The following is a 25,485-nucleotide window of genomic DNA, read 5'->3' on the forward strand; positions in this document are numbered from 1 at the left end:
ACCTTAACGTGGTGACCGGATGGGGAGCTCACCCGATATCAGCACCGGCAGCAGCGCGTCGCGCAACGCGGACAGCCGCGCGCTTTCTGCGCGTCGCGCGTGGCACAGCGCGCCCAGGCCGGTGATCGTCTCCGACTGCGCGACGGGCAGGCGCCGGACGTCGGGGACCCGCGCCTCCAGCAGATCGCGGGGTTGGACCCGCTGATGGCTCCCCGACGTTCCGGCGACCCGACGCTGCAGCCATTCAGAGACCTCCGGTTGCCGCACGGCCGCCCACAGGGCGGACGCGTCCACCCCCGATGGCACCAGGACGACGAACTCGCTGCTGGCCAGGGCCATCTCCGGCGGCAGGCTGGGCACGTTCCAGATTCGCGGGATCCGCGGGTTGAGCTTCGCGAACAACACGCACGGCGCCGACAAGACGAACTTGCCGCTCCTGACGGACTCGGCGCTCACCAGGCTCGGATTCGCCCCGTCGTCGAACGCCGGAAGGCTGAAGTGCGCGACCACGCCGTCGAATTCGGCGGCCTCGAGGAATGCCGTCGACCGGCTTGCCAGGCTGGACACCGGCACCCGCTCGCGGACCGACTCGGCGAGGGCCACCATGAGGTTCTCGGCGGCCTCGATCACCCGGTGATTGGCCGAGACCTTGTCGTCGAGAGCCCCGAGCACTTCGGCGATCGCCTCGCGCTGCGGCGCCGCCACGGTGTGCACCGCGACGTCGCGCAGGATCCTCTTACTCAGCAGCGGCTGTCCCGATCCGGCTCGGTGGTCGCCCAGCCGGCAGGTGTGCATCGCGTAGTACCAGTACCGCGTCTCGCGTGGGTCCTTCGCCCGGCAAACCAATGCGTTCTCGGTGACCCAGGCGTCGGAGTCGCAGTACCGCAGGCTGCCGCACTGTGACCCGACGCGCCCGAGGACGATCAGCGGCCCGGCCGCATTGTGCTGGGCGGCGTAACCGATGGTCCCGTTGGCGCCGTAGACCCGAATGCGTCCGCCCGGCGTCGGCCGCGGCGCCCGGCTTCCGCTCACGAAGTCCAGGTGGTCGCCCAGCGTGGTGTTCACCGCAGGCGCTCCAGTTGTTGGCGCACAATGCCTTCCAGGCGCACGGATTCGTCGAGCGCCGTCAGCAGGTCGCCGGTCAGCCGGGCGACCCTCTGCTCGACCGGCTCACCGTCGTCCTCGGCGGCGGGCGCACCGACGTAGCGGCCGGGTGTGAGCGGATAACCCGCCGCCGCGATGTCGTCGAGCGACGCGGAGGCGCAGAAGCCCGGGACATCCTGGTAGGTAACGCCTTTCGTGGCGGCGGATTGCGAGCCACGCCACGCGTGGTAGGTGTCGCCGATGCGGACGACCTCCTGGTCCGTCAGCTCCCTCTCGGCGCGCTCCACCAAGCGGCCGAACCCGCGCGCGTCGATGAACAGCACCTGACCGGACCGCTCGCCCTTATCGGTGTCGAAGAACCACAGGCACACCGGAATCGAGGTGCTGCGGAACAGTTGAGCGGGCAGGGCGACCATGCACGACACCAGGTCGGCATCAACGACCCGGGCGCGAATAGCGCCCTCCCCTAACGTGTTCGACGACATCGAGCCGTTCGCCATGACGACGCCGGCCTTACCACCCGGGGCCAGTTTCGACAGGATGTGCTGAATCCAGGCGTAATTGGCGTTGCTGGCTGGCGGGACACCGAACCGCCAGCGCGGATCGCGCTCGTCGCGCGCCCAATCCCTGATGTTGAAGGGCGGATTGGCCATCACGTAATCCATCTGCACGCCGGCGTGCACGTCGTCGACGAACGTGTCGGCCCACCGCGCCCCCAGGCCGGTGCTGTCGATGCCATGCACCGCGAGGTTCATCTTCGCCATCCGCCAGGTCTGTTCGACACTTTCCTGTCCGCATATCGTGACCCGCGCGGGATCGCCGTCATGCTCGGCGATGAACCGATCGGTCTGCACGAACATGCCGCCCGATCCGCAGCACGGGTCATACACCCGGCCGCTCGACGGCTCCAGCACCTCGACGAGCACACGGACCACGCTGGGCGGGGTGAAGAATTCGCCGCCCCGCCGCCCCTCGGCGCGCGCGAAATTGCCCAGGAAGTACTCGTACACCTCGCCCATCAGGTCCCGCCCGCGGCCCGGCTCGCCGAATCGCGCGGCGTCGAGCAGGCGCAGCAGCTCCCCGAGCCGGCGCTGGTCGAGGTTCTCGTACAGCCGCGGCAGCGCCGCGGCCTCCATCGCGTCGTCGACGAGCCGCCCGATGTTCGGCGATTCGGCGTTGTCCGCCAACGATTTCCACGGCCCGGCGGCGGTGTGCTTGAGGTACACCAGCCCGAGGACGACGTCCTTGTACTGGCCGGCCGACAGGGAGCCGCGCAGCTTGTTGGCCGCATTCCAGAGCGTGTCTTTGAGCTCTTTGTCCGTCGCCCGCATCAGCCGACCGCCCGCAGGTCGGCGGCCAGGTCCCCCCGGGTCGCGACGCTGAATCCACTCAGGCCCAGCCACGACGCCATCGACCGCAGTTCGCCGGCCAGCGCCTCGAGCACGCGGGGCCGCGGGGCGTCGGGTTCGCCGAAGGCGCCCATGACGCGCAGCGTGTCGGCGGTCCGGTCGGCCTTGAGGTCGACGCGCGCGACGAGCTGCCCGTCCATCAGCAGCGGCCACACGTAGTAGCCGTATTGGCGCTTGGCGGCCGGCGTGTAGATCTCGATGCGGTAATGAAACCCGAACAGCCGCTCCACGCGGGGCCGGAAAAAGATCAGCGGGTCGAACGGACACAACAGCGCCGTGCCGCGGTCGGCGCGGGGCACCGTCCGGCCGGCGCGTAGGTAGGCCGGCGCGGGCCAGCCGTCGACCTCGACCCGCTCGATCTCCCCCGCGGCCAGCAGGGCGGCGACGGCCGGCTTGACCTGCTGGGCCGACAGCCGGAAGTAGTCGCGGATGTCGGCCTCGGTCCCCACGCCAAGCGCGGTGGCGGACCGCAACGTGAGTTCCCGGACGGCCTCCTCGTCGTCCACCTGCCGCGCCAGCACGCCCGCGGGCAGCACGCGTTCGACCAGGTCGTAGTGGCGGGCGAAGCCCACCCGCGTGGCCGTGGTGAGCACCCCGGCGGCGAACAGCGCCTCGGCGACCCACTTGGTGTCGCTGCGGTTCCACCAGGCCCCCTTCTTGCGGCGCGGCTCGGCGGCGAGGTGGGCCTCGATCTGGCCGGCGGTGCTGGGGCCGAGTTCGGCGACGGCGGCGACGATGTCGTCGGCGAGTTGGGGGTTGGCCTTGACGATGTGGGTGCCCCAACGACCGTGGCGGTACTGGCGCATTCGCCAGCGCAGCAGCGGCCAGTCGTCGACGGAAACCAGCGCGGCCTCGTGCGCCCAGTATTCGGCCAGCAGCCGCGCAGAGCGCGGGCCCCAGGCGGCGCGATCCAACACGTCGCGGTCGTAGGGCCCGAGCCGGCTGAACACCGGCGCGTAGTGGGCACGCACCGCGACCGACACCGAATCAAGTTGCAGCACTTGGATTCTGGATATCAAGCGCTTGAGGTGGGCGCGGGTGATCGGGCCGGCGGGCGGCGGCTCGGTAAAGCCCTGGGCGGCAACGGCGATTCGCCGGGCTTGCGCGGCCGACAGCCTGCGGGTCGGGATCGACACGGCGCCGAGAATACCGGCCAGGTGCGACAACCCTCGGCGGCGACGCGGCGCCGCTCGTTGTAGGCGGGCTAACCCGTGCTGACTTTCCCGTCCAACGGCACGACGACACTGGGCTCCGGCGCGTTCTTCTGCTCCTGGTAGGCCGACTCGAGCGCGGCCGGAACCGCTTCGAGGTCGCGGAACACGCCCATCAGCTGCTCGAGGACCTGGATCCGTTGCCGGATCGCCTCGTCCGCCGCGCGCTGGGCCTGCTCGCGATAGTGATCGGCCTCCCGCTGGGCGTCTCGCCAGGCCTTGTCGATCGCCGCTTCCGTTTCGGCGCGCATCTCGGCCAATTCGGCCTCGAGCTGCTTCTTGGCTTCTTCGTAATCGGTTTCCATGGCTTTTCGTTGTTCGGCCATCTCCGCCAACTCCTCTTCGTGCTTTCGCTGCGCGGCCTGGACTTCAGCCTCGGTCGCTGCGATCATCGCGTCGGCCTCGCTGCGCGCCTCGGCCTGCATCTCGGCGACCTCGTCGACCGCGCGGCGCAGCATCTGCGCCATCCGGCGCTGCACCGCGTGGGGGGAGGGCGAGGTGTCGGTGAGGAGGGCGACCTCCTTGCGCAGCGCGGCCGTCTCGTCGCCGGCTGCCTTCAGCCGACTCCTCAAATTCTCGACGTCGTCGAGCAACAACTGCTGCTTGGTGGTCAGCATCTCAATGTGGGCGTCGACCGCGGACGGGTCGTACCCCCTGAATATGCGCGTAAACGCTTTCGTGGGTTCGGTTATCACTGCCAATTCCCCCTTCTGGCAACGTGTGGTGAGCTGGTGAGACCGACCCCCGCGTCCGAGTATGTCACGGTCGCGGGGACCGACGCTCATGCCCGACGGTAGCTGTGCAGGCGGTACCGCAACCCCGTGCGGCTGACCTGCCACTCCCCCGTCTCACCCAGCCAGCTGTCGTCGAGCACCGGCGCCAGCGCGTCGTCGTCGTCGCGCCGCAGGTCGACTTCGACCTCGGTGACCTCGCACCGCGTGGCGCGCGGCAGCGCAAGCAGATAGACCTGCTCGCCGCCGATCACCCAGGTCTGCGGCTCGCCCTCGCATTCGGCGAGAGCCGCCTCGAGCGATCCGACGATCTGCGCACCGTCGGCAACGAAATCACTCTTTCGCGAGAGTACGACATTTTTGCGCCCCGGCAGCGGCCGGACCTTGCTCGGCAACGACTCCCAGGTGCGCCGGCCCATCACCACCGTATGCCCGACGGTGAGCTCTTTGAACCGGATCAGGTCCTCGGGCACCCGCCAGGGGATGTCGCCGCCGCGACCGATGATGCCGGATGTCGACTGAGCCCAGATCAGCCCGAGTTCGGTCATACCGCGACGGGCGCTTTGATCGCCGGATGCGGATCGTAGTTCTTCACGACCACGTCCTCGTAGGTGTAGTCGAAGATCGAATCACGCTGCGCCAGGACAAGTTCCGGGTAGGGGCGCGGCTCCCGGCCGAGCTGGGTGCGCACCTGCTCGACGTGGTTGTCATAGATGTGGCAGTCGCCGCCCGTCCAGACGAACTCACCGACCGCCAGGCCGGCCTGGGCGGCCATCATGTGGGTCAGCAGCGCGTAGCTGGCGATGTTGAACGGCACACCGAGAAACAGGTCGGCGCTGCGCTGGTACAGCTGGCAGCTCAGCCGACCGTCGGCCACGTAGAACTGGAAGAAGGCGTGACACGGCGGCAGCGCCATCTGCGGGATCTCTCCGACGTTCCAGGCCGACACGATGATCCGCCGCGAATTCGGGTCGGTGCGCAGCAACTCCAGCGCCGCGCTGATCTGGTCGATGTGTTCACCGGTCGGCGTGGGCCAGGATCGCCACTGCACGCCGTATATCGGCCCGAGATCGCCTGTGTCGCTTGCCCATTCGTCCCAGATGGTGACGCCGTGCTCGTGCAGCCAGGCGACGTTGGAGTCGCCGCGCAAGAACCACAGCAACTCATAGACGACCGATTTGAGGTGCACCTTCTTGGTGGTCAGCAGCGGGAAGCCGGCCGAGAGGTCGTAGCGCAATTGCTGGCCGAACAGGCTGCGGGTCCCGGTGCCGGTGCGGTCCGATTTGGCCGTGCCCCGCTCGAGCACCAGGCGCAACAGGTCCTCATATGGCGTCGGGATCGGCACGCGCCGATCTTACTTCTCAGCAGCGGCAGAAAAACGATAGCCATGCCGACACGCCCCGGCGCATCGACTGGGCGCCGGTCCGTCAGCGACTCCGCGCACTGCCCAGCCCCGCTTGCAGAACCACGCCCTCGCGCGGGATGCCAGCAACCCGAGTGCGCGTCCTGCCCGGCGCCCGACAGGCCCGCGAGCCCGACCGCGGTGGCCGGGCAAGCCCTTCGCTGCAGGCGTCCCGTGAGCGTCCGTTTCGACGACCGCTCGACTCGAACGAGGGCAGCGCCGGGGCCGAGACAGCGCCGAAGGCATGACAGTTGGATGATTCGAGGCCGGTCACCAAGCGGTCCCGGCTGTTGCAGCGCCGCCTTGCGCTGGGTTGCTGGTCCGCGACGCGACGCGGCAAAGCCGTCGGTAGATCACCGCTGTCGTGGCGTGATCGACGGTGCCCGATGCGCAACCCGCAAATTTCCGAAGCGATGGGTCAATATTTGCTGGTGGTCCGGGAATGCTGCCACTCAAGATGCGTTTATTGACCTCATAGCTAATAAGATTTGCGCGTCGAACCACCGTGATACCGTGCAGCGCTGGGACAAATAATTGGCCATGTGGCAAATAGCAAATACATCCGGAATCGGTAGACGCACTCCGGCGTCATACCCTAACATTTTGCTGACGGGCAAGTTACCAGCGGCGGAAAGGCTAAAACGCTCAAGGGCAAAAGCAACGACCGGGGGTTTCCGTGGTTTCGAACAGTTCAGTGGCCGTTAACGCACAGCGCCTGAAGCGCCGAGCGGCGATACCGCCCGAGACGTCACCGATGGCGGCGCTGCGGCAGATCCCCACCATGGTCATCCTGGAGCGACTGCCGGTGCCAGCCCTGGCCGTCGACCGCGCCGGCACCGTCCTGTTCCTCAACACCGCTTTTTGCGACATGGTCGGCTACGCATCCGACGAACTGCTGCCGGAACATTTCGAAGTGGTTTTCCACGGAATGCCGGCCGACCACCGCTGGGGCGCACTGGTCGAGGGCGAGGTCCCCAGGCTGGTCGAGCTGCGTCACAAATCCGGCTACGCGGTGTGGGCCGGTGTGAAGAATCCGGCCATGCGAAGTGGCGACGAGACCGCCGCCCTGGTGATCTTGTACGACCGCACCGAAGAGCTCTGGCTGTTCAGCGACGTCCCGCAACCGTTGCCCGAGGCCCCCGTCGGTAACCCGGGATCTGAGCCAGCAGGGCGGGGCCGGCGGCGGTAGGCGGGGCCGACAGAGGTCGACGCCGACAATCTTGCGACAGGCGCTGGGAGTAAAACGGAGGCCATGCCGAAAATCACCGACAGCGTCACCACCGCCGATGGCACCTGTGCCGTCGGCCTGTTCACCCCGGACGGCACGGGCCCCTGGCCGGGCGTCGTCATGTACTGCGACGCCGGCGGCGTGCGCGGCACCTTCGACCAGATGGCCGCCAAGCTGGCCGGCTTCGGTTACGCGGTGCTGCTCCCGGACGTGTATTACCGCAGCGGCGATTGGGCCCCGTTCGACATGGCCACCGTGTTCGGCGACGAGCGGGAGCGCAGGCGGCTGTTCGGCATGATCGGCAGCCTCACTCCCGACAAGATCGCCGGCGACGCCGTCGCGTTCTTCGACTACCTGGCGGCCCGCCCGGAGGTATCCGGGGAGCGCTTCGGCGTGTGCGGCTACTGCATGGGCGGGCGGGCCTCCCTGATCGTCGCCGGCCGGGCGCCGGAGCGCGTCGCCGCCGCCGCGTCGTTCCACGGCGGCGGCCTGGTGACCGACGCCTCGGACAGCCCCCACCAGCTGGCCGACCGGATGAGGGCGACGGTATACGTGGGCGGCGCCAAGGACGACGCCTCCTTCACGCGCGAGGACGCCGAACAGCTGGACAAGGCGCTGACCGCGGCCGACGTGCAGCACACCATCGAGTGGTATCCGGCCGGCCACGGGTTCGCGGTGCCGGACAACGGGCCGTACGACCCGGCCGCGGCCGAGCGGCACTGGCAGGCCATGACCGAGGTCTTCGGTTCGGCGCTACCGCGCTAACCCGTCCAGCAGCAACGTCGCGGCCACCATCGCCCCGTCGGTGCGGATCGTCGCGGCCACGGCGCCCGCCCGCGCACGGGTTTCCGGGGTGAGGACGGTTTTCAACGCGGCCGCCAGGGACTCGGCGGTGGGGGCCGGGCCGTCATGCCCGGCGCCGATGCCCAGCTCCGCCACCCGGCAGGCCCAGTACGGCTGGTCGGCTCCCTGCGGCACCAGCACCTGCGGCGCGCCGGCCAGCGCGGCGGTGGTCGTGGTGCCCGCGCCGCCGTGGTGCACGACCGCCGCGACCCGGGCGAACAGCGCCCGGTGGTTGAGCTCACCGACGGCCAGGCAGTCGTCCCGGTCGTCTATCGCGGTCAGGCCGGACCAGCCGCGGTAGAGAACCGCCCGGTGGCCCAGGGCACGGACGGCTTCGACGACCGCGCGGGACAGGTCGCTGGCGGCGCGCATGGGCATGCTGCCGAAGCCGACGTACACCGGTGGCGGCCCGGCGTCGAGGAACGCCGCCACGGCCGCCGGCAGGGGACGTTCATCGGACAGCAGCCACGCCCCCGTCTGGACCACCTCGAGCCCGCCGCCCTGCGGCCATGGGCCCAGAGTCGGGTCCGCCGCCAGCCACGGCCGCTCGGTCAGGGCGTAGTCACGGACGTCGTCCACGGGCGGCAGGCCCAACGACCCGCGGTACTCGTTGAGCGTCGCGCCGAATAGCGCGTGCATGTGCTGCGCGTCCATCTGCCACAGCACCCGGTTGTCGATCAGGCCTGGCGGGACCGCGCCGGCGTACGTCGGGGGCAGGTGGTGCGGCGACGGCAGGATCGTCGGTTGGTAGCTCACGTAGACGTACCGGATGCCCAGGCGTTCGGCCACCGACCGCGCTCCCGCCGCCACCGGCGGAAACCCGGTCGCCACCAGCAGGTCGCAGCCGTCGGCCGCGTCGGCCACCGTGTCGAATTGCGCGGCGACCAGTCCGTCGAGGTGCCGGCGCAGGTTGTCCTCCGACGGCGTGAGCCCGGCCGCCCTCGCGCGCCATGACTCGCCGAACGGCCTCAGCGGCAGGTCGATTGCGGCGAGCAGGTCCGCGAATTCCTGGTCCGGCGGCGCGCACACCCGCACTTCCGCGCCGAGCGCCCGCAACTGGACCCCGAGTGCCGCCAGCGGTTCCACCGCCCCACGCGAATCGTGGGTGGACAGCAACACGCGCATTCCGATGTTTTTCACCTCCGCACGGCGCGGCCGGCCACGCCGTCGGCCACCGCGGACCGACACCGTCTCACGAAACGGCGGTCCGCCGTGTGCGCCGACCGTTCCAGCAGAAGCCCGTACCGCCGCGAATACGGCTGCAAGATAACGAACTCCGCTGTCCCCCGACGGCCCGCGGGGAAAAAATCAATCCGAGCCCAATTAGGTCGGCGGCAGGTCCACCAACTCCGCCAGTCGGGCGCGGTGACGGTAGGCGGTGCCGAAGATCAACTGATCGCTCTTGGCCCGCTTGAGGTACAGGTGCGCGGGATACTCCCACGTCATGCCGATGCCGCCGTGCAGCTGGACGCATTCCTCGGCCGCATGCACCGCGACGCCGCTGCAATACGCCTGAGCCAATGCGGCCGCGATGGCCGCGTCCTCGTCGGCGCGGGCGCAGGTGTCGGCGGCGTAGCGGGCCGCCGCCGTCGCCGCGCCGACCTCGAACCACAGATCGGCCAGCCGGTGCTTGATCACCTGGTAGGAGCCGATCGCGCGGCCGAACTGCTTGCGCTGCTTGACATAGGCCAGCGTGGTCTCGAAACACCACTGGGCGATTCCGAGTTGCTCGGACGCCAGCAGCGCCGCCCCCGTCCGCAGGGCCTCGGCGACCGGCCCCTCCGCCGGCCCAATGCGGGACGAGTCCGCCCCCGAAAAGGTCACGGTGGCAAGGGGTCTCGTCATGTCCAACGCCAGCACCGGCGACACCTCCACCCCCGCCGCCGTACGCGCGACGGTGTGCAGCTCCGGCCCGTCCGGTCCGGCGGCCGGGACCACCAGCACGTCGGCCTCGGTGGCGCCGGGCACGCTCGTGACAGCTCCGCTCAGCCCGTCGGCGCCGCTGGCGACCAGTCCGATCGGATCGTTCGGTGCGGTGGCCGCCGGCACCGCCAGCGCGGCGGTCAGCTCACCCTGCGCCAGCGCGGAGACGGTCGCGGTGTCGCCGGCGCGCAGCAGGGCGACGGTGGCCAGCACCGCGCTGGACAAGAACGGCACCGGCGCGACGGCGCGACCGATCTCCTCCATGACGACCGCGGCCTCGCGGGCAGACGCGCCGGCCCCGCCGAGCGATTCGGGCACCAGCAGCCCCGCCACCCCGAGCTCGATGGCCAGCGTCCGCCAAAGGGCGGAAAAGTCTTGCGGCTCAGGCTCGTAGGCGCGCGCCAAGGCTTCGGGTGGGCAGCGGTCGGCGAAGAGGTTACGGACACTGTCCCGCAAGGCCTCCTCGGTGTCGGAGTACAGCAGGTCAGTCATCGATCCAGGTCCTTCCACGGCCTGTCCTTATCCACCCGATGCTCGCCCGGCAGGCCGAGGATGCGCTCGGAGATGGTGTTGCGCAACACCTCTGACGTGCCGCCCTCGATGGAGTTGCCGCGGGCCCGCAGGTAGCGGTATCCCGGCCCGCGACCGACCAGGTCGACCGTTTCCGGTCGGCGCATGGTCCAGTCGTCGTAGCGCAGCCCGGCTTCACCGTGTAGTTCGATCTCGAACCCCGAGATCGCCTGGGCCAGGCGGGCGAAGGCCACCTTCATGCCCGCCCCCTCCGGTCCCGGCTGACCCGCGCTCGCCTGCTGGCGCAGCCGCTCACCCGCGAGCCTCAGCACCTCCGCCTCGACCCACAACCGCATCAGCTCGTCGTGCATGGCGGGATCGCGCAGCGCCGGCTCGTTTCGCCAGGCCTTGGTGACCTTGCCGATGTGGCCGCCCTCCCGCGGCGTTCCGGCGCGGGTACCGATGGCGACGCGCTCGTTGTTGAGGGTGGTGGTCGCGACGCGCCAGCCGCCGCCCTCCGGGCCGAGCCGATTGGCGTCGGGCACCCGGACGTCGGTGAGGAACACCTCGTTGAATTCCGCCTCGCCGGTGATCTGGCGCAGCGGGCGGACTTCCACGCCGGATTGCGTCATGTCGCACAGGAAATACGTCAGGCCGGCGTGCTTGGGCACCGCCGGATCGGTGCGCGCGACCAGGATGGCCATGGTCGCGTGCTGTGCCTGCGACGTCCACACCTTCTGCCCGTTGACAATCCAGTCGTCCCCGTCGCGGACCGCCCGCGTGGACACACCGGCCAGGTCCGAACCGGCACCGGGCTCGCTGAATAACTGGCAGTAGATCTGTTCGCCGGTGAACAACGGGCGCAGGAACTTCCGCTTCTGCTCGTCGGTCCCGAACGCCGCGATCGTCGGCGCGGCCATGCCCATGCCGATGTAGTTCTTGACGGTGCCGCCCACCGGAGCACCCGCGGCGGCGAGCTCAGCGTCGACGAGCTCCTGGGCCTTGCGCGGCAGGCCCAGCCCGCCGAAGCCCTGCGGCAGGTGCACCCACGCCAGGCCCGCGTCATATTGCGCGCCAAGGAATTCCCGGGGATCGGTGGTGGCCGGGTCGTGCTCGTCAAGCAGCGTCTGCACCCGCGCCTTCAGGCCCACCGCCACATCGTCGGTGGTCATGGCTAGCCCTGCGGCCGCGTTTGAAAGCCTTGTGCGGCGCCGAGCAGCAGTCCGCCGTCGATCACCATGGTCTCGCCGGTGATCCAGCTCGCGGCGTCGGAAACCAGGAAGGCCACCGCGCCGGCGACGTCGACGGGCTCGCCGATGCGTCCGAGCGCTATCGAGGATGCCAGCGGATCCTCGTGGTCCTTCCACAACGCCTCGGCGAGCCGGGTGCGCACCACCCCGGGGGCGATGGCATTCACCCGGATTCGGGGTGAAAGTTCCAGCGCCAGTTGCTTGGTGACGTGGATGAGCGCGGCCTTGGTGGCGTTGTACATGCCCATGGCAGGCGATTGGTGCAGGCCGCCGATGGAGGCGGTGTTGACGATCGCGCCGCCGTGTTCGCCCATCCAGGCTTTGACGACGAGCGAGGTCCACAGCAGCGGCGCCCAGAGGTTGACGTCGAAGATCTTGGTGAAGCGGGCGTGGTCCTGGTCGATCAGCGGCCCGAACGCGGGGTTGGTGCCGGCGTTGTTGATCAGGATGTCCACGCCGCCGAACCGCTCGCAGGTGAGGTCCACGCAGCGCCGGGCGGCGTCCTCGTCGACGGCATGCGCGCCGACACCCAGGGCGTTGCCGTCCACCTGTGCGGCCGCCTCGTCGGCGGCCTCCTGCTTGCGGGCGGTGAGCACCACGTTGGCTCCGGCGGTGGCGAGCTGCTGGGCGATCGCGAGCCCGATCCCGCGCGAGGCACCGGTGACGATCGCGGTTCGGGCGGTCAGGTCCTGTGAGGTCATCGTGGTGCGCCTTCCGTCGCGCGAAAGCCAACGGTTTCCCGTTCGCTACATGGATGTTTTACACGTGTCGGTCGGTGGTATGCGATCCGCATGTTTTCGAAATTAACCCTTGCGAAAGGGCTGGTGGTGGGCGGGGCCGCGGCCGCCGCGATCGCCGTTGCCCCGATCGCCATGACAGATTCCCTCGCTTCGGCATCCGCCCCGTCCGCGGCGCCCTCGCACGTGGTCATCAAGGATGACCCCGGCGGCGGCGGTTGCGACGGAAACGGCAACTGCGGCTCCGGCGGACAGAACCAGGGCCCCGGCGGCGGTCCCGGCGGCCAGGGCTGCGTCCCGGGCGTCGGCTGCGGCTCGGGCGGCCAGAACGCGGGTCCCGGCGGGATCCCGGGCGGACAGGGCTGCCTGCCCGGCGTCGGCTGTGGTTCCGGCCACGCCTGACCGGTTCGATCACTTCGATGTCCGTGGGTCCCGAAGCCGGGCAATCCAGGCCCGGGAGTCCGCGGGGTCGATGACGTCGTCGAGTTCGAATGTGGTGGCCGCGCGCAGCGCCTTGCCGTGCTGGTAGGCCGCGGCCACCAGCTTGTCGAACAGTTCTTGCCGCTTGGCGGGGTCGGCCTCGGCGGCCAGCTCTTTGCTGAACCCGAGGCGCACGGCGCCCTCGAGGCCCATCCCGCCGATCTCGCCGGTCGGCCAGGCGACGGTGAAGTGCGGCGCCCGGAATGATCCCCCGGCCATCGCCATCGCGCCCAACCCGTATCCCTTGCGCAGGATGATCATTCCGACCGGCACGGTCAGCCGCGCGCCCAGGACGAACATCCGCCCGAACCGGCGGACCGCCGCGTCCTTCTCGGCGTCGGGACCGACCATGAAACCCGGCGTGTCGCACAGCGAAACCACCGGCAGCCGAAACGACTCGCACAGGGCAAGGAAGTCACCGGCCTTGTCGGCCGCCTCGGAATCGATGGCGCCGCCGAGGTGGTGCGTGCTGTTCGCGATCAGCCCGTAGGCCGCCCCCTCGACGCGGACCAGCGCGGTGACGATGCCGACGCCGTAGTCCGGCCTGAGTTCCAGCACGGACCCGGTATCGACGACCGCCTCGATCGCCCGGTGTACGTCGTAGGCGCGTAACCGGTTCTGCGGCACCACATGCCGCGCCAGCCGCGGGTCCGGCGCCGCCCAATCGTTTAGGCTGCCCTGAAAATACGACAGATATTGTTTGGCCAGCGACACCGCATGCGCCTCGTCGCGGGCGACCAGGCTGACCACTCCGTTGCGACGCTGGACCCCGATGGGGCCGATCGCCTCCGGCGGGTACACGCCCAGCCCGCCGCCCTCGATCATGGCGGGCCCGCCCATCCCGATATTGGCGTCCGGGGTCGCGATGATCACGTCGCATACCCCGGCCAGCGCGGCGTTGCCTGCGAAACACCGGCCGGACACGATCGAGATCAGCGGCACCCGACCGCTCAGCCCGGCCAGCATCCGAAAGGTCGGCACGTCCAGGCCGGCGGCGCCGCCGACGTCGGTGTCCCCCGGCCGCCCGCCGCCGCCCTCGGCGAACAGCACCACCGGCAACCGCTTTCGGGCGGCCAGGTCGAACGCGCGGTCGGTCTTGGCGTGGTTGCGCATCCCTTGCGTGCCGGCCAGCACGGTGTAGTCGTAGGACACGACGACGGCCTCGGCCGCCGCACGGCCGAACCGGTCCGCGCCGATCGTGGCCAGCCCGGCGACCAGGCCGTCGGCCGGCGTGTTGGCGATGAGGTCGTCTTCGGAGCGCCGACTGCGCTGCGCGGCAATGGCCAGCGCGCCGTACTCGACGAAGCTGCCGGGATCGATCAGGTCGGCGATGTTCTCCCGCGCCGTACGGCGACCTCGCTTGTGCCACTTGGCAACCGCGGCCTCGCGGCCCTCGTCGAGGGTGAGCAGATGCCGTCGGCGCACCTCGTCGAGGTCGGCGCGCGGCCGGTCGAGGTCGGTTTCCTCGGACGCCGAGTCACCGCCGGCGCCGTCGCCGGTGCGGGTGAAGACCAGCAACGGGTCGCCGGTTCCGACCACCTGCCCGGGCGACACCAGGACCCGGACGGTTCGCAGCGCGTCGGGTGCGGTGAGCACGTGCTGCATCTTCATCGATTCGAGGACGACGAGCTGGCTGCCCGCGCCGAACTCGGCGCCCTCGGGCACCGCCTCGATGACGGTGCCCGCCAACTGGGCGCGCAACACGTCCTCACCGGGATAGAGTTCGACCGGCGCGGCGGGGACCTCGTGCCGGTGCGACGCCGCGGCCGCGGCGAGTTCGGGCAGCGTCTTGTCGAGGAAACCCGTGTCCACCCAACCGGATTGGACCTGCGGATGGGCCAGCAGCTCGCGCAGCAAGTCGATGTTGGTGCGGACGCCCTCGATGCCGAACTCCGCCAGGGCGGTGCGGGCCTTGCGCAGCGCCGCCTGCGGCGACGACCCGTGCACATGGGCGACGACCTTCGCCAGCAACGAATCGTAGTGCGGGTTGACGACCGATCCGGCCCGGCCGTAGGTGTCCACGCGGATCCCCGGCCCGCTCGGTGGCGTGAACACGCTGATGGTGCCGACAGCGGGCACGACCGACAAGTCCGGGGCTAAGGTCTCCATGTTCACCCTGGCCTGAATCGCGATGCCGCGGTGCGCGGCGGGCTCGCCCATGACTTCATTGCCGTCGGAGGCGATCCCGGCGGGTAGCCCGAGCTGGTAGAAGGAGGCGCCCCCGGCGATCGCCAGCTGGACGGCGACCAAATCGAACCCGGTCGTTTCCTCGGTGACGGTGTGCTCGACCTGAATTCTCGGGTTGATCTCGAGGAACACGAACTCCTCACCGGCCACCAGGAATTCGACCGTGGCCAGCCCGCGCAGCCCGACCCGCGCGCACAACCGGACCGCCGCCCGGTGCAGGTCGTGCCGCAGCGCGTCGGAAAGCCCTTGGGCGGGCGCGATTTCGACCAGTTTCTGGTAACGCCGCTGGATGCTGCAGTCGCGGTCGCCGAGCGCGAGCGCGCGCGTTTGGTGCCCCGCCGGAGCGGCGACCACCTGCACCTCGATGTGCCGCGCGCCGTCGAGGCGCGCCTCGGCGAACAGCGCCGGATCCCCGAAGCCCAACTGCGCCTCCGCGGCACACTGTTGGTACGCCCCGGCGATCTCGTCGGCGCTGCGCACCGTGCGCATGCCCCGGCCGCCCCCGCCGGCCAGCGCCTTGATCATGATGGCGCCGCCCTGGGCCGCGAAGAACGCCTCGATGTCCGCGACGGTGCTCGGCCCGTCGGTCGCCGGCAGCACCGGTGCCCCGGCGGCGACGGCTGCGCCGCGGGCGGCCGACTTGTTGCCCACCAGTTCGAGCACGTCGGCGTCCGGTCCGACGAAGGTGTGCCCGGCGCCGGCGCATGCCCGGGCGAATTCGGCGTTCTCGCTGAGGAATCCGTAGCCGGGGTGGATCAACTCGGCGCCCGAGTTTTTCGCCGCGGCCAGCACGGCGGCCTGGTCCAGGTAGGCCCGGGGCCCGGCGCCCGGCAGGCCGATTGCTTCGTCGGCCGCGTGCACGTGCGGGGTCTCGGCATCGTCCTCGGCATAAACCGCGACCGTTCGTAGGCCCAATTCGACTGCGCTGCGGACGATTCGGAGCGCGATCTCACCGCGGTTGGCGACCAGCACCGTCGCGCTCATCGCAGCGGCTCCCCCCACCGGACCTGCTCGCGGAGTTTGCCCTTGAGCAGCTTGCCGCCGGCGTTGCGCGGCAGCGCGCTGTCGACCACCGCGACGTACTGGGGCACCTTGAAGTCGGCGAGCTGCTCGCGGCAGTGGTCGAGCACCGCCGGCACGTCGATCTCGTCCGATCCGCCGAACAGCACCGCCCCCACCTTCTCGCCCATGACGTCGTCGGGAACCGCCAGCACGCACGCGTCCGCGACGTGGGGCGCGGCCAGCAACACGGCTTCCACCTCGACGCTGGAGACGTTCTCACCGCCGCGGTTGATGATGTCCTTGAGCCGGTCGACGATGTGCACCCGGCCCGCCTCGTCGACCCGCACGACGTCGCCGGTGTGCAGCCAGCCGTCGACGACGGTCGCCGCGGTTGCCTCGGGCCGCTTCCAATAGCCGGCGGTGATGTTCGCGCCACGCACCACCAGCTCGCCGACGCCTTGCTCGTCACCGCCGAAGGCAACCAGGCCGAGGTCGACGGAGGGGACCGCGTAGCCGACCGAGTCGGCGTGCTCGACGGCGTCGCGGCTGGGCAGCACGGTCATCAGCGAGGCCGACTCGGTCATGCCGTAGCCGTTGAAGACCGTGGCTTGCGGAAAGGCTTCCTTGACCGAACGCACCAGCGACGGCGCGATCGGGGCGCCGCCGTAACCCACCCAGCGCACGCCGGAGACGTCGGCGTCGGGAAAGCCGGGGTGCCGCAACATCAGTGCGTAGACGGCCGGGACGGTGACCATGACGGAGATGCGCTCGGCGGTCAGGGTGGCGATCAACCCGTCGAGGTCGAGGGCAGCCATGATCACCGACGCGCCGCCCAGGCGGGTGGCGGCCAGCAGCTGCGAGTTGCAACCGGTCACGTGGAAGAGCGGCACGGAGATGAGCGTGCGCATCGCATCGCCCAGGTCGCGCGGCTGGTCGAGACAGCGAATCGCGTTCTCGGTGTTGGTCACGAAGGCCTCGTGGGTGGTCGGCACCCCCTTGGGATGTCCGGTGGTGCCCGACGTGTAGAACAACGCGGCCACGTCGCTGCGGCCCAATCGCTCCGTCACATACGGCCCGCCGTCGGGCAGCGGGGTGTCGGGCGCCAGGTCCAGTGTCGCCCCGGAGTCGGCGAGGACGAACTCGACTTCCGGTTGCGCCGAGCGCGTATTGACCGCCACCGCAACGCCACCGGCCATCACGATGCCCCAGAACGCCAGCACCCAGTCGATGCCGGCGGGATAACGCACCGCGACGCGATCACCGGGCCGCAGGCCGCCCGCGCGCAGTCCACCGGCGACGCGCGCGGCACGGTCCCAGAGCTCGCGGTAGGTCAGTCGGCCTGCGCCGACCTCGACCACCGCCTCACTGTCCGGGCGCCGCCCGACCTGTTCGGCGAGCATGTCCAGCAGCGTCGCGGGCAGATCGTCGTAGTGTGGGACGCCATCGGCGTCGCGGGTCACGCCTGTCGTCGGAAACGGGTTGTGGTCGCGCGGAATTTCGATCACAGGAGGCATGCCCGGTCCTTACTATCGGCGTGTCCTATCGTGATGGCCGTGACGGTCGACGATTCCGCCATCATGCCCGAGGCGTTCTTCACTGTCGACGGCGACGCCTACGTGCCGGGCCCGCTGACCCGGGGACCGTGGGGCGCCGCGATGGGTGGCCAGAACGTCGGTGGCCTGTTGGGTTGGGGCATAGAACAATCCGGCATCGAGCCCGATTTTCAGCCCGCCCGCCTCACGGTCGACCTGCTGCGCCCGGCGTTGCTCGAGCCGGTGCGGATCCGCATCTCGGTGCAGCGGGAAGGTCGGCGGATCAAGCTCGTCGACGGCGCGCTGCTGCAGAACGGCATCACCGTCGCGCGGGCCAGCGCGCTGTTCCTGCGCCGGGGGGAGCATCCCGACGGGACGGTGTGGTCGGCGCCGGCGGCCATGCCGCCGCCGCCGGCCGATTCCGGGGGCTTCCCGGCCGACATGCCGTTTCTCATCTGGGGTTACGGGGCCACCGCCGCGGGCAGCCCGGGCATCGCGGCCGGCGAGTGGGAACAGTCCCACTCCCAGAAGTTCGCGTGGACGAGGATCTTTCGCCCGATGGTGCAGGGCTATCCCCTGACCCCGTTCACCCGGCTGGCTTTCGTCGGTGACATCACGAGTTCGCTGACGCATTGGGGCACAGGCGGATTGCGCTACATCAACGCCGACTACACCGTCACCGCCAGCCGCTTGCCCGACGGTGAGTTCCTGGGGCTGGCCGCGCAAAGCCATTACGGCGCAGCCGGGGTGGCCACCGGCGCCGCCACCCTGTTCGACCGGCACGGGCCGATCGGCACCAGCTCGGCGCTGGCCCTGGCTCAACCGGCCGAGGCGTTCAAGCCGACGTACACCTAGACGGCTCATTCCATGAGCTGGGCGGCAACCGTCGCGCCGAGTTCCCAGCAGGACTGCAGGTCGCCCTTGTCCGGCTTGCCCGAAACCACCACGGTCTCTGCGGCTTTGGTCCAGCCGAGCCCGGTGGTGATGGACATGACGCCACGCTCGGCGCCCTCGGTGCCCTCGTTGCCGTGCAGGTAGAGGCCGAACGGGCGCCCGCGCGTCGAGTCGAGCAGCTGGTAGTAGGCGCAGTCGAAGGCGTGCTTGAGCGCACCGCTCATGTAGCCCAGGTTCGCGGGGCTGCCCAGCACGTAGCCGTCGGCCGCCAGCATCTCGGCCGGCGACACGGTCAGGGCCGGCCGCCGCACGACCTCGACGCCCTCGATCTCGGGGTCGGTGGCGCCGGAGACGACGGCCTCGAACATCTCGTGGCAGTGCGGGGACGGCGTGTGGTGAACGATCAGCAGCGTCTTGCGCGGTGTCTCGTTCATGGGCGGCCCTGCAGTTCGAGCGCCGTCTTCATGGCCTCCCGCGCGCGGCGGCGGTCCCCGGCGTAGTCGTAGGCGCGGGCCAGCCGGTACCAGCGCCGCCAGTCGTCGGGGTGGTCTTCGACTTCGGTGCGGACGGACGCGAACAGCGCGTCGGCGGCGTCGCGCTCGATGCGGCCCGACGCGCGCCGTGGCAGCGCGCTGGCGTCGAGCTCCATGCCTTCGGCCGCAATCAGATTGGCCAGCTTCTGGTGTGCGAACCCGAACCGCAGGGTCGCCACCATGGCCCACAGCCCGATCAGCGGCATGATCAACACGGCCAGGCCCAGCCCCACCGCGGCGGCCCGTCCCGACGCGATCATCGCGACGGCCATCCGCCCCAGCAGCACGAAGTACGCCAGCATCGCGACGCACAGGAACGCGATCAGTAGTTGGGTGCGCAGGGCGGCGTTCATCGCGGGCTCACTGCAGGTCGAGCAGCGGCTCGAGCCCCACGGTGAGGCCGGGGTGTTCCTTGACGCGCCGGACGGCCAACAGCACGCCCGGTACGAACGAGGTGCGGTCAAGGCTGTCGTGGCGGATGGTGAGCGTCTCCCCCTCGGTGCCGAACAGGATCTCCTGGTGGGCGACCAGCCCCGCCAGCCGCACCGAGTGCACCGGGATGCCGTCGACATCGGCACCGCGGGCGCCGGGTAGGCCGGTGCTGGTGGCATCGGGGCTGGGCGGCAGCCCTTTTCGCGCTTCGGCGATCAGCTTCGCGGTGCGGGCCGCCGTGCCCGACGGGGCATCGGCCTTGTGCGGGTGGTGCAGCTCGATCACCTCCACCGAATCGAAGAACCGCGCCGCCTGCTTGGCGAAATGCATGGACAGCACCGCGCCGATCGCGAAGTTGGGGGCGATGAGGACGCTCGTGTCGGGGCTCCCGGCCAGCCACGCCCCGACCTGCTCCAGGCGTTCGGCCGTGAACCCGGTGGTGCCGACGACGGCGTGAATTCCGTTGGCAATCAGAAACTCTAGATTGCCCATCACCACGTCGGGGTGGGTGAAGTCGATGACCACCTCGGTGTCGGAGTCGGTGAACATGCTCAGCGGATCGCCGGCGTCGACCTCCGCGGACAGCGTCAGATCCTCGGCGGCCCGCACTCCCGCCACCATCGCCGAACCGACCTTGCCCTTAGCTCCCAAGACGCCTACCCGCATGAGCTTCACCCTAGACCGGGCCGATTCATCCCCAGTCGGGTGTTTATCCACAACGGGCGCTTTCCCCTATTCCCCCCTAGGCGCGACTCGCATAGTGTTCGAACATGGGTTCGATTGAGGTTCCGTCTACTGACTCAAACTTTTTGGCAGGGTCGCGTTGTCGACAGTGCGGCCACCGTTGAAGAGGATGGGTGATGTCATGGTCCGGTCGCGGCGCACGAAGATCGCACCCGAGGACAAGCTTCGGGTGGTGTTGTCGGTGTTGGCTGGGGAGATGAGCGGCCGGGAGGCGGCACGACGGCTCGGTGTGTCTCCTGATCTGGTCATCAAGTGGAAGCATCAGTTCCTCGAGGCTGGCGCCCAGAGGCTTCAAGAGGTCCCTAGCGGCCCGGCTGGCAAAACAAGGCACGCCCGAGCAACGGCGGCTGCAAATGGAAAACGAACAGCTCAAGCTGGCGTTGGCCGAAGCCACCGTGCAACTGCGGATCTGGCAGCGCGGTGCGGCTTTTGTCGATCAAGTCCCTTCCCCATCGCCTCATCGTATGAAGTGCCAACTCCAGCCGTACTAGCTTTAGGGCATCCACCACAGCAGGATCGTCGGGATCCAGCCCTTCGGCGCGGATCGCTTCTCGTTCAATATCAACCATGGCTGCTCGGACGCTACGGTGGGCGAACGGTTCCCCGTAGCTATCGCGGGCCACTTCGACTATCTATCGTCGTCGGGCATTTCACCAGCGAGGTACTTCTTCGCCAGTTCCACTATCGGGGCGAACTCATCGGCGGCTCCAGTCAGAGTAGTAGCCGCTGCATCTATACCTCGGCCTACGGCTTCTTCAGTGCCATACACCCGCTTGAGGTCATCCCATCGAAGTCGAGTTGCGATGTAAACGGCACGATTGCCGACCATTACGCTCTGCACCCCCGACTGCGCTTGTTCCAATAGCCTGCGATGAAGCAGAGGGCTCGTGAAATCGAGAACGCAAGGTGGAAGATCGTATCCCCAGAGGGTTAGCACGCTAAGCAGTTTTAATAAGCCCCACTCTGTCGCAAATTCTTCGGATGTGGCTTGGCCGACAGCCATGGAAAATTCGGTTTCGAGTTCTTTTGTCTGTTCGTCTGTAAGAATACCTTCACCACCAAAATCCAATCTATTCCCGGCAATTCTGATCAGCTCCAACTGGGAAGAGAGCGGGCCGACGTTGGCCATTATTCCCCTGACGATGTCATAAGCATCGTTTTGACTGTGTATGACTCTCAGCAATTCCTTTACTCGGATTATAGCAATATCGGATGGCTGAAGTCCGAATAATCCGATGTTCTCGTCTTTGGGCAATTCGCCCATTAGATTCAGCAGGACCGTTGAAGCCGGTAGTACGGCGGCTTTTGCGAAGCGTTTCTCGTAGTGCCGCAATGCATCAATCGTTGAAGCGCACCTAGCCGGTGTTAACGAGCGAAGAAAATTGCCGAGCTCTTCAGCGTCTTCGATGTAACCGAAGGCTAGATCAGCGTTAGCAAGATCTGTAATAATATCAGGCTGTTTGTACTCTAGATATCCGCCAAGCAGATCACCGTGCGCGAGGCGGCGTTCAATTAGCCACTGGCTTAGCCAATGACCAGCGAACGTGCCAGAATATTGCTGTCCTCCCAAGTGGTGGGATGCCAAGGGAAATACACGGTTTACGAGTGCGGTCATTACCGAAGTTACATTCTCATCACCTTCGCCATTAACCAACTGTCGAATGATGTCGGCGGCTCCCGGCACCATAAGATCGCTCGCAGCGGTCAAAGCTTCGCGAGCCCTAGCGATGGCATCGAATTTACTTGGTGCGAACACTCGAATGGCTTCTAATGCGAGGACATCGGTTAAGTTGAACTCAGCGTTAAAATCGAACGCTGCCGTTGAAGCGGCCACGGCATATCGCCGTACATCGCGCATCGTATGTACGAGCGGAAGGATGATCTCCGCCTGAATATCCATCCATCGATCGCGTTCAAAATAAGGAAACTTATCGATTTCCCTCATTGCGTCATTCAGCGCGTCAGTAAGAAGATTCGCAATTTGCGGTGTCGAGAGTTCAGGCACGCGGATTCCGTGTTGCACGATTTTCTCGACATACGCTTTGCCATCGAGTCCTGATCCGGTAAGCGCCATTTCTACACGCTGCCTGTCGAAGGCCAGAACATAGATAAGATTCGGGAAATTACCCGTCAGGCGGACCAGTTTAAAAATTGCGCGTATTTCGTCATCGCTAAGTCGGTCGATGTCATCGACGGTCATTATGATGGGCGAATCTAATTCTGATAAAAGATCTTGAAGTTGCCTGCGCTGCGAGTTAATGCTTGGCTTTTTTGAATCAGCATACTTTTTCACGCCTTTTGCGAAATCGACAGCACGGTCGATGTAGCCGCCAGCTCCGGGGATGAGACCGAGGGGTCTAAACAGGAACGAGTACTTGTCCACCGCGGTCGCGATCTTGTCGAACTTTTTGCCACCGGTTTCCCGGAGCTGGGCGCCAAGCTCGCGAAAGAACGCGTCAACTAGCTGTTCTGTGCCCGAAAACATCCACGGGTTGAACTTTATGACGGTGCTTGTTTCTTCCCGCTCCAACTGTTCCTGCATCAGATTTAGTATCGATGTCTTGCCTGAACCCCACGGCCCCACCACAGCGAGGACGTAACCCTCTGTGCTGTCGGCGGTCTGGATCGCGCGAACAAGTGTCGCAGCGGTCACCGTGCGATCGAGGAGATCTTCGGCGCTCGTGCGAATGGCGTTGTCAGCGGCGGTTGTCATGGCAGCACTATATGAGGACTGACGGACATCGGGGCTGCGCTGATCGGTTGGCCGGGTTCGGCTTCGTACCTGCCCAGCAACCTTTCAAGCTAGGGCGCACAACTGTTGCATGTACGCGCAAGACCGCGGCTGCACGCATCCCGGCTGCGACGCGCCCGGCTACTGGTGCGAGGTGCACCATCTCGATGAGTGGGCCGCCGGCGGAATGACCGACGCCGACAAGCTCACCTTCGCCTGCACTCCGCACCACAAGTTGATCGAAAAGGGCTGGCGGACAAGGAATCTGCCCGATGGCCGGACCGAATGGCTACCGCCACCAGACCAAGACCGCGGGCAGCGCACGAACGACTACCACCACCCCGAACGCTTCGAAGACCCTTGACCCCGCGCTACCTCTTGAACCGCCCGGCGAACCCGCGTAACGGCAGGTCGGCGCTGGTGATGAGCCCCGGTGGCGCCGCCACGACAGATTTGATAGCGGCCAGCGCGGGCATGCCGGTTACGGTCATGCCGATGGAGGCGAAGTTGTCCGGGTTCGACAGGTCCACGCCGGGCTTGGGGAAGATCATGTGCTTGTTGTAGATGCACGGGTCGCCCTTGATCTGAGTGATGTAGCAGCCCTTGATGTTCCAGCTCGGGTCGGTGTGGGGCGTCATCTGCCACTCCAGGTGTGTTTCGACCCGGGGTACCCCGTCGACCATGCCCTGGTACTTGATGTAGTTGCCGCCCAGCGAGCCCTTGGGCAGCGTGTACCAGCCCAGGTCCACATCCTTGGTGCAGGCGCCCAGCTCGTAGCTGAATTTCACCTCGTCCAGGGTCAGGCCGAAGCAGTCGGCCATCATCAACACGCTGTCGGCGAAAACCCGCGTGTACTTCTCCAGTTTCGAGGGGATCTCCGGGTCGTCGACCGGCTGGCCGTAGCCCACCTCGATCCAGGTGTCCTTGGAGTGGTGGCATGACACGTCGACGGACTCGATCGTGGTGACGTTCTCGATGTCGGCGACGTCGGCCGAGCACACCACGCCGAGTATCTGGTTGAGGCCCGGGTTCATTCCCGTCCCGTAGAACGTCGCGCCGCCCCTCTCGCAGGCCTCGGCCAGCAGTTGGCTCACCGGCTTGCCCGACGGGTGCGGGTGATTCTTGTCGCGGTGCCAGCCGGTGATCCAGTCGGCGGTGGTAACGATATCGATACCCGCCTCGAGCACCCTGACGTACAGGTCCTCGTCAGGGAACACCCCGTGGAACGTCAGCACGTCCGGCTTGGCGGCGATGATCTCGTCGACGGAACCGGTGAACTTCACCCCGTTGGCCGCCACGCCGGCGAACTCACCCGTGTCCTTGCCGATCTTCTCCGGCGAATAGCAATGCACGCCAACGAGTTCGAGATCGGGATAGGTGGCGATCCGCTTGATCATCTCCGAACCGACGTTTCCGCTTCCCACCTGAAAGACGCGAATCCGTGAGCTACTCATTGCTTGGAGCCTTCCTGTAATGCGAATGCCTCGGAATAAAACTGCGTGGCCCACTTGCGGATTGCGGTGAAGCCCTCGTACTCGTCGGTGGCCAGCGCCGGCGGATCGGAGTAGCGCTGGTGCTGCCAGATCTCGATGTCCTGCTCGAACTGCCGGATCACCTCGCGGCCGAAATCGGCCGCCTTGCGCTCGGCGCGCTCCGGGTCCCTGCCCGGAGTGCGGCCGATGTAGACCATGAACCGGACATCGGAGGTGTACTCGTCGACCGGGGTGACCGCGGAAATGGTGCGGTTGTCGACCATCCCCCAGCTCTTGGTCACCGCGATGCCCAGGCCGCCGTTGACGGCCTCGACGCCGCTGTTGACGTCCTCGATCTTCTGCCCGTCGTCACCCTCGAACGTGATGGTGAAGTCGACGAAAGACACCGGCCCGGCGAAGTCGTGGCGGGTGAACACCGGCACGATCGGCGTGTTGTGCACGAACTTGAAATGCGCGAAGTCGACGCCGTTTTCCAGCACGTACTGGGGGTGCAGCTCCAGGGCCGGCCGGTACAACCGCTGCTGCGGGTAGTAGTCGTCGGCGCTGCTGTCGTCGTGGAACGCGCCGAACACGTCGGGGGCGTCGAAGTACGGCTCGCGGCGCTGAACGTCGTGCCAGATGTAGACCGACGAGTTGCGTTCCACCACGGGATAGGTGCGGATGCGCCGGCCGCGGTTGGGCCGATCCTGGTAAGGGATGCAGACGTTGCGACCCTCCTGGCTCCACTGCCACCCGTGGAAAGGGCACTGCAGGATTTCGCCGACGACCTTGCCGCCGTACCCCAGATGCGCGCCGAGGTGTTCGCAGTAGGCGTTCATGACGGTGAGCTGCCCGGACTCTGCGCGCCATGCGACCATCTCCTGGCCGAAGTACTTCATCTTGTGCACGTCCCCGACACCGATCTCGTCGGACCAGGCGACCTGGAACCAGCCGGTTGGTTTCATCGACAACGGCGGCTTAGCCATGCGGGATCCCTCCTTGAAACGAATGATAGGCCGGGCTGTCACAAAATCAAAGTACCCTCTATGAAAAAATCAGGGCCTTGCGCGATAGGCTCGGCGAATGACTCGGCACGTGAGCGGGGCGGGAACCGCGACCCGGCGCCCCAA

At 67.7% G+C, this 25,485-nt stretch carries 23 protein-coding genes and 2 pseudogenes; 6 read left to right on the forward strand and 19 right to left on the reverse strand.

Annotated features, from left to right (window positions below; all coding sequences use genetic code 11):
- Positions 1-3: 3 nt before the first annotated feature.
- The 6 genes from ACEL92_RS17820 to ACEL92_RS17845 form a co-directional block, all read right to left on the reverse strand.
- Positions 4-1,065, reverse strand: a complete 1,062-nt coding sequence (locus ACEL92_RS17820) for a restriction endonuclease subunit S (RefSeq protein ID WP_374022030.1) — start codon at positions 1,063-1,065, stop codon at positions 4-6.
- Positions 1,062-2,435, reverse strand: coding sequence for an N-6 DNA methylase (locus tag ACEL92_RS17825; RefSeq protein WP_374022031.1), 1,374 nt, complete (start codon positions 2,433-2,435; stop codon positions 1,062-1,064). The genes ACEL92_RS17820 and ACEL92_RS17825 overlap by 4 nt, the downstream gene beginning before the upstream one ends.
- Positions 2,435-3,679: a winged helix-turn-helix domain-containing protein gene (locus ACEL92_RS17830; protein ID WP_374022032.1), complete on the reverse strand. Its 1,245-nt coding sequence runs from the start codon at positions 3,677-3,679 to the stop codon at positions 2,435-2,437. Before ACEL92_RS17830 ends, ACEL92_RS17825 begins: the two co-directional genes overlap by 1 nt.
- Positions 3,680-3,717: 38 nt before the next feature.
- Complete coding sequence (locus tag ACEL92_RS17835) at positions 3,718-4,419, reverse strand: cell division protein DivIVA (protein WP_374022033.1); 702 nt, start codon at positions 4,417-4,419, stop codon at positions 3,718-3,720.
- Between the two features lie 86 nt (positions 4,420-4,505).
- Positions 4,506-5,003, reverse strand: coding sequence for a dihydrofolate reductase (locus tag ACEL92_RS17840; RefSeq protein ID WP_374022034.1), 498 nt, complete (start codon positions 5,001-5,003; stop codon positions 4,506-4,508).
- Entirely contained in the window at positions 5,000-5,800 is an 801-nt protein-coding gene (locus tag ACEL92_RS17845) for a thymidylate synthase (RefSeq protein WP_374022035.1), read from the reverse strand. Before ACEL92_RS17845 ends, ACEL92_RS17840 begins: the two co-directional genes overlap by 4 nt.
- A 751-nt stretch (positions 5,801-6,551) precedes the next feature.
- Between ACEL92_RS17845 and ACEL92_RS17850 the strand changes: the two genes are divergently transcribed.
- A complete protein-coding gene (locus ACEL92_RS17850; protein ID WP_374022036.1) occupies positions 6,552-7,046 on the forward strand; it encodes a PAS domain S-box protein in 495 nt (164 codons plus the stop codon).
- A 63-nt stretch (positions 7,047-7,109) separates the two neighbouring features.
- On the forward strand, positions 7,110-7,850 hold the full coding sequence (locus ACEL92_RS17855; protein WP_374022037.1) for a dienelactone hydrolase family protein: 741 nt from the start codon (positions 7,110-7,112) through the stop codon (positions 7,848-7,850).
- Here ACEL92_RS17855 and ACEL92_RS17860 read toward each other — a convergent pair.
- The 4 genes from ACEL92_RS17860 to ACEL92_RS17875 form a co-directional block, all read right to left on the reverse strand.
- Positions 7,839-9,053: a glycosyltransferase gene (locus ACEL92_RS17860; RefSeq protein ID WP_374026262.1), complete on the reverse strand. Its 1,215-nt coding sequence runs from the start codon at positions 9,051-9,053 to the stop codon at positions 7,839-7,841. The genes ACEL92_RS17855 and ACEL92_RS17860 overlap by 12 nt on opposite strands.
- A gap of 198 nt (positions 9,054-9,251) precedes the next feature.
- On the reverse strand, positions 9,252-10,343 hold the full coding sequence (locus tag ACEL92_RS17865; protein WP_374022038.1) for an acyl-CoA dehydrogenase family protein: 1,092 nt from the start codon (positions 10,341-10,343) through the stop codon (positions 9,252-9,254).
- On the reverse strand, positions 10,340-11,533 hold the full coding sequence (locus ACEL92_RS17870; RefSeq protein ID WP_374022039.1) for an acyl-CoA dehydrogenase family protein: 1,194 nt from the start codon (positions 11,531-11,533) through the stop codon (positions 10,340-10,342). The genes ACEL92_RS17865 and ACEL92_RS17870 overlap by 4 nt, the downstream gene beginning before the upstream one ends.
- Before the next feature lie 2 nt (positions 11,534-11,535).
- A complete protein-coding gene (locus tag ACEL92_RS17875; RefSeq protein ID WP_374022040.1) occupies positions 11,536-12,312 on the reverse strand; it encodes an SDR family oxidoreductase in 777 nt (258 codons plus the stop codon).
- 90 nt (positions 12,313-12,402) lie between these two features.
- Between ACEL92_RS17875 and ACEL92_RS17880 the strand changes: the two genes are divergently transcribed.
- Positions 12,403-12,750, forward strand: a complete 348-nt coding sequence (locus tag ACEL92_RS17880; protein ID WP_374022041.1) for a PE-PGRS family protein — start codon at positions 12,403-12,405, stop codon at positions 12,748-12,750.
- 9 nt (positions 12,751-12,759) lie between these two features.
- Here the strand turns inward: ACEL92_RS17880 and ACEL92_RS17885 are convergent, their stop codons facing one another.
- Positions 12,760-15,999, reverse strand: a complete 3,240-nt coding sequence (locus ACEL92_RS17885; protein ID WP_374022042.1) for a carboxyl transferase domain-containing protein — start codon at positions 15,997-15,999, stop codon at positions 12,760-12,762.
- Positions 15,996-17,531: a class I adenylate-forming enzyme family protein gene (locus ACEL92_RS17890; RefSeq protein ID WP_374022043.1), complete on the reverse strand. Its 1,536-nt coding sequence runs from the start codon at positions 17,529-17,531 to the stop codon at positions 15,996-15,998. The genes ACEL92_RS17885 and ACEL92_RS17890 overlap by 4 nt, the downstream gene beginning before the upstream one ends.
- Positions 17,532-17,570: 39 nt before the next feature.
- Between ACEL92_RS17890 and ACEL92_RS17895 the strand changes: the two genes are divergently transcribed.
- A complete protein-coding gene (locus ACEL92_RS17895; protein WP_374022044.1) occupies positions 17,571-18,404 on the forward strand; it encodes an acyl-CoA thioesterase domain-containing protein in 834 nt (277 codons plus the stop codon).
- 5 nt (positions 18,405-18,409) lie between these two features.
- On the opposite strand, the gene ACEL92_RS17900 is transcribed toward ACEL92_RS17895, so the two are convergent.
- From ACEL92_RS17900 to dapB, 3 genes are read right to left on the reverse strand one after another with little or no spacing between them, the layout of a single operon-like run.
- Positions 18,410-18,877 (reverse strand): flavodoxin family protein, encoded by a 468-nt coding sequence (locus tag ACEL92_RS17900; protein ID WP_374022045.1) that lies wholly within the window; start codon positions 18,875-18,877, stop codon positions 18,410-18,412.
- Entirely contained in the window at positions 18,874-19,329 is a 456-nt protein-coding gene (locus tag ACEL92_RS17905; RefSeq protein ID WP_374022046.1) for a hypothetical protein, read from the reverse strand. The genes ACEL92_RS17900 and ACEL92_RS17905 overlap by 4 nt, the downstream gene beginning before the upstream one ends.
- Before the next feature lie 7 nt (positions 19,330-19,336).
- Positions 19,337-20,074: a 4-hydroxy-tetrahydrodipicolinate reductase gene (gene dapB, locus ACEL92_RS17910; protein WP_374022047.1), complete on the reverse strand. Its 738-nt coding sequence runs from the start codon at positions 20,072-20,074 to the stop codon at positions 19,337-19,339.
- A gap of 199 nt (positions 20,075-20,273) precedes the next feature.
- On the opposite strand from dapB, the pseudogene ACEL92_RS17915 reads away from it, so the two are divergent.
- Positions 20,274-20,435: pseudogene (locus ACEL92_RS17915) on the forward strand (transposase); the annotation flags it as partial.
- Positions 20,436-20,454: 19 nt separating this feature from the next.
- Here the strand turns inward: ACEL92_RS17915 and ACEL92_RS17920 are convergent.
- Together ACEL92_RS17920 and ACEL92_RS17925 are read right to left on the reverse strand one after the other, a co-directional pair.
- Positions 20,455-20,721, reverse strand: coding sequence for a hypothetical protein (locus ACEL92_RS17920; RefSeq protein ID WP_374026431.1), 267 nt, complete (start codon positions 20,719-20,721; stop codon positions 20,455-20,457).
- A gap of 59 nt (positions 20,722-20,780) precedes the next feature.
- The gene (locus ACEL92_RS17925; protein WP_374022048.1) at positions 20,781-22,865 is read right to left on the reverse strand and encodes a P-loop NTPase fold protein; all 2,085 of its coding nucleotides are present in this window, start codon (positions 22,863-22,865) and stop codon (positions 20,781-20,783) included.
- 109 nt (positions 22,866-22,974) lie between these two features.
- Between ACEL92_RS17925 and ACEL92_RS17930 the strand changes: the two are divergent.
- Positions 22,975-23,247: pseudogene (locus ACEL92_RS17930) on the forward strand (HNH endonuclease signature motif containing protein); the annotation flags it as partial.
- 7 nt (positions 23,248-23,254) lie between these two features.
- Here ACEL92_RS17930 and ACEL92_RS17935 read toward each other — a convergent pair.
- Positions 23,255-24,337 carry a dihydrodipicolinate reductase gene (locus ACEL92_RS17935; protein ID WP_374022049.1) on the reverse strand — a complete coding sequence of 361 codons (1,083 nt, stop codon included), beginning with the start codon at positions 24,335-24,337 and terminating at the stop codon, positions 23,255-23,257.
- Complete coding sequence (locus tag ACEL92_RS17940; protein ID WP_374022050.1) at positions 24,334-25,341, reverse strand: Rieske 2Fe-2S domain-containing protein; 1,008 nt, start codon at positions 25,339-25,341, stop codon at positions 24,334-24,336. Before ACEL92_RS17940 ends, ACEL92_RS17935 begins: the two co-directional genes overlap by 4 nt.
- Positions 25,342-25,485 lie beyond the last annotated feature (144 nt).

Origin of the sequence: Mycobacterium hainanense (assembly GCF_041890355.1) — a bacterium.
GTDB lineage: Bacteria > Actinomycetota > Actinomycetes > Mycobacteriales > Mycobacteriaceae > Mycobacterium > Mycobacterium hainanense.

Bases quoted from the DNA above. Each gene is read 5' to 3' on its own strand.
- ACEL92_RS17825 (WP_374022031.1), bottom strand. From the start codon at position 2,435: ATGCGGGCGACGGACAAAGAGCTCAAAGACACGCTCTGGAATGCGGCC.
- ACEL92_RS17840 (WP_374022034.1), bottom strand. From the start codon at position 5,003: ATGACCGAACTCGGGCTGATCTGGGCTCAGTCGACATCCGGCATCATC.
- ACEL92_RS17855 (WP_374022037.1), top strand. From the start codon at position 7,110: ATGCCGAAAATCACCGACAGCGTCACCACCGCCGATGGCACCTGTGCC.
- ACEL92_RS17860 (WP_374026262.1), bottom strand. From the start codon at position 9,053: ATGCGCGTGTTGCTGTCCACCCACGATTCGCGTGGGGCGGTGGAACCG.
- ACEL92_RS17865 (WP_374022038.1), bottom strand. From the start codon at position 10,343: ATGACTGACCTGCTGTACTCCGACACCGAGGAGGCCTTGCGGGACAGT.
- ACEL92_RS17870 (WP_374022039.1), bottom strand. From the start codon at position 11,533: ATGACCACCGACGATGTGGCGGTGGGCCTGAAGGCGCGGGTGCAGACG.
- ACEL92_RS17875 (WP_374022040.1), bottom strand. From the start codon at position 12,312: ATGACCTCACAGGACCTGACCGCCCGAACCGCGATCGTCACCGGTGCC.
- ACEL92_RS17880 (WP_374022041.1), top strand. From the start codon at position 12,403: ATGTTTTCGAAATTAACCCTTGCGAAAGGGCTGGTGGTGGGCGGGGCC.
- ACEL92_RS17885 (WP_374022042.1), bottom strand. From the start codon at position 15,999: ATGAGCGCGACGGTGCTGGTCGCCAACCGCGGTGAGATCGCGCTCCGA.
- ACEL92_RS17890 (WP_374022043.1), bottom strand. From the start codon at position 17,531: ATGCCTCCTGTGATCGAAATTCCGCGCGACCACAACCCGTTTCCGACG.
- ACEL92_RS17900 (WP_374022045.1), bottom strand. From the start codon at position 18,877: ATGAACGAGACACCGCGCAAGACGCTGCTGATCGTTCACCACACGCCG.
- ACEL92_RS17905 (WP_374022046.1), bottom strand. From the start codon at position 19,329: ATGAACGCCGCCCTGCGCACCCAACTACTGATCGCGTTCCTGTGCGTC.
- dapB (WP_374022047.1), bottom strand. From the start codon at position 20,074: ATGCGGGTAGGCGTCTTGGGAGCTAAGGGCAAGGTCGGTTCGGCGATG.
- ACEL92_RS17920 (WP_374026431.1), bottom strand. From the start codon at position 20,721: ATGGTTGATATTGAACGAGAAGCGATCCGCGCCGAAGGGCTGGATCCC.
- ACEL92_RS17925 (WP_374022048.1), bottom strand. From the start codon at position 22,865: ATGACAACCGCCGCTGACAACGCCATTCGCACGAGCGCCGAAGATCTC.
- ACEL92_RS17935 (WP_374022049.1), bottom strand. From the start codon at position 24,337: ATGAGTAGCTCACGGATTCGCGTCTTTCAGGTGGGAAGCGGAAACGTC.
- ACEL92_RS17940 (WP_374022050.1), bottom strand. From the start codon at position 25,341: ATGGCTAAGCCGCCGTTGTCGATGAAACCAACCGGCTGGTTCCAGGTC.